Consider the following 2,884-nt stretch of genomic DNA (forward strand, 5'->3'; position numbering starts at 1 on the left):
GTAGATCGCCATATCAGTGGTCACCTTGCTAAATAAAGTCGGTGCTAGCCAGTTACCATCTGGAAAACCTTCAACTTTGCAATTCAGTCCATCGAGTACGCATTTGGCTCCCTGTGCTTTGCCTTCTTCAATCAAGCTAATCACTCGCTGTTTAGCCTGTTTACTGATCAGCGGCCCATAACCTGCCTGATCATCATTCCAAGCCCCCGGTTTAACTTTCGCCATCTCAACCGCTAAGTCATCAACCCACTGTTTTGAACTGCCAACAAACACAGCCACAGAAATTGCCATACAACGTTGCCCCGCTGCGCCCACCGAAGAGCCAACCAAGTTGCTAATCACTTGCTCTTTGCTTGCGTCAGGCATCACCACCATATGATTTTTCGCTCCTGCAAAGGCTTGAACTCGCTTATGATGAGCTGTTCCTGTTTGATAGATGTGTTTAGCAACAGGCACAGAACCGACAAAAGAAACCGCTTTAATCATTGGGTGCTTGAGCAAGTAATCAACCTGAGTCTTATTGCCGTGAACAATCTGCAACGTTCCTTTAGGCGCTCCGGCTAACTCAAATAGCTCAGCTAAGCGCATCGCGGTTAATGGTACTTGCTCTGAAGGCTTAAGAACGAAGGTGTTACCTGCTGCTATCGCTAATGGGAACATCCACAAAGGGATCATGGCAGGGAAATTAAATGGCGTGATCCCACAGCAAACACCCAGAGGTTGGATCAACGAATAGGAGTCTATATCGGTCGCAACATTCTCAACCGTTTCCCCCATCATATTGCTGGCAATGTTGGCCGCCTGCTCTACCACTTCAATGCCTCGCCAAACATCACCTTTGGCATCAACCGTTGTTTTACCCGTCTCTTTTGAAACGATAACTGCTAGCTCATCATGATGCTCTTTGAGCAGATGTTGGTACTTCAACATCACACGTGCGCGTTCAGACACAGCGACGTTTTTCCACTGCTCAAAAACACTTTGTGCGTTGGCAATCGCTCGCTCCATTTCATCTTCCGTCGCACACGGTAACTCAGCAATAATCTGGTTGGTGGCTGGGTTAGTCACATCTATCCAGTCGTTGGTTTCCGATTGGCAAAACTCACCACCAATAAATAACGAGACGATTTGTGTCATTGCTCTGTCCTTTTAAGCTTTTTGTTAAACTAACCTAAGTATTAAACGGGCACTTCGATGGCGATTGCCGTCGCTTCTCCACCGCCGATACATATTGCAGCAATGCCTTTCATCACTTTGCGTCGGCTCGCATCACCATCGACTCCATAGGCTTGTAGCTGTCTTAGGCTATATACCAGGGTAGTTAAAATTCGTGCACCACTTGCTCCTATTGGGTGCCCTAATGCGCAAGCTCCACCCTTAATGTTGACTTTGCTGTTGTCTAACTTGAGTTGATCGGCGGCAATTTGCGCTACCACAGCAAAGGCTTCGTTGATCTCCCATAGATCGACATCTTGCACTTCCCAATCTAATCGTGACAGTAACTGCTCTATCGCGTGAACTGGCGCAACGGTAAACTCTGCAGGTTGCCTGGCATGAGTTGAGTGACCTTTAATAATCGCTAAAGGCTTTAACTCATGATGCTTAGCCTGAGCCGCATCCATTACCAATAGTGCCGCCGCACCATCAGATATCGCGCTAGAGTTTGCTGCAGTGATAGTGCCCTGTTTAGCAAATGCTGGTTTTAGCTGGGGGATCTTGTTTGGGTCAATGGTTCGAGGCAATTCGTCACAATTGAGTACTTGCCCATTAGCGAGTTCAACCTCAACCAACTCATCAGCAAACATATTCTGTTTATCCGCAGAGATTGCTCGGTACACTGACTGCTTTGCCCACTCATCCATTCGCTCGCGGGTATACTCGAGCTTGTCAGCGATTTGCTGACCATAAACGCCCATAAGTTCTCCTTGGTAGGCGTCTTGTAAACCATCTAAGAACATATGGTCATACGTGGTTTTGTGCCCTAAACGCATTCCACTGCGTGACTCTTTAAGCAAATATGGGGCATTAGTCATGCTCTCCATTCCACCGGCTAAAGCAGATTGAATCGCTCCGGCTTTGATCGAATCGTATGCGAACATCACCGCCTTCATGCCTGAGCCACACACCTTATTGAGTGTTGTACATGGCGTACTTTGATCGACGCCACCACCCAGTGCTGCTTGGCGAGCAGGTGCCTGACCACACCCCGCAGGCAGTACGCAGCCCATATAGACTTCATCTAGGCTATCAGGCAATAGGTTGGCTTGCTCAAGTGTGGCCTTAATCGCCATCGCACCCAACTGAGGAGCAGAATATTCAGCCAACATGCCTTGAAACTTACCCATAGGAGTACGTTTTGCCGACACTATCCAGATCTCGTTATCCTGCATGGCACTGGTCCTTTGATTTATTCCTAGCTTAAGAACTCGATTCGAACTCGGTTAATTTCTTGACGTTTACGTAAGCATAGCACTAACATTTACGTAAACGTAAAGTAACAACTAAAAACTACAAGACGATTTTTGATTCAGCCGATGTTGATTGGCTCAAGACCCAAGAAAAATGAACTAGGAAAAGAACTTCAGTGGATAAATATAAAATTAGCGACCTAGCAAAAGAGTTCGACATTACAACACGCAGCATCCGTTTCTATGAGGATGAAGGGCTGATTCAACCCGAGCGCAAAGGCAGTATGCGGATTTACAACCGACGTGATAAAACGCGTTTGAAACTGATACTACGCGGCAAAAGGCTGGGCTTCTCACTTGCAGAAATTCGCGAACTATTTGAGCTGTACGACACTCATCAAGGTGATACTCAGTTAACTGAAATGCTCAAGATAATTGATGAGAAGGAGGCGGTGCTGATGCGCCAACTCGATGAT

Annotated in this window: 3 protein-coding genes; 1 reads left to right on the forward strand and 2 read right to left on the reverse strand. The window is 46.9% G+C overall.

Features of this window, described 5'->3' with window-relative positions:
• Window positions 1–1,137: CoA-acylating methylmalonate-semialdehyde dehydrogenase (gene mmsA / locus QTO00_RS17665; RefSeq protein ID WP_331425944.1), on the reverse strand; the 1,137-nt coding region annotated here is incomplete at its 3' end.
• Window positions 1,138–1,178: 41 nt separating this feature from the next.
• The gene (locus QTO00_RS17670; RefSeq protein WP_331425945.1) at window positions 1,179–2,390 is read right to left on the reverse strand and encodes a thiolase family protein; all 1,212 of its coding nucleotides are present in this window, start codon (window positions 2,388–2,390) and stop codon (window positions 1,179–1,181) included.
• A gap of 194 nt (window positions 2,391–2,584) precedes the next feature.
• Here QTO00_RS17670 and QTO00_RS17675 point away from each other — a divergent pair.
• The coding region (locus tag QTO00_RS17675) for a MerR family transcriptional regulator (protein ID WP_331425946.1) at window positions 2,585–2,884 on the forward strand (300 nt) is incomplete at its 3' end.

Source organism: Vibrio sp. M260118, assembly GCF_036533755.1.
Taxonomy (GTDB): Bacteria; Pseudomonadota; Gammaproteobacteria; order Enterobacterales; family Vibrionaceae; genus Vibrio.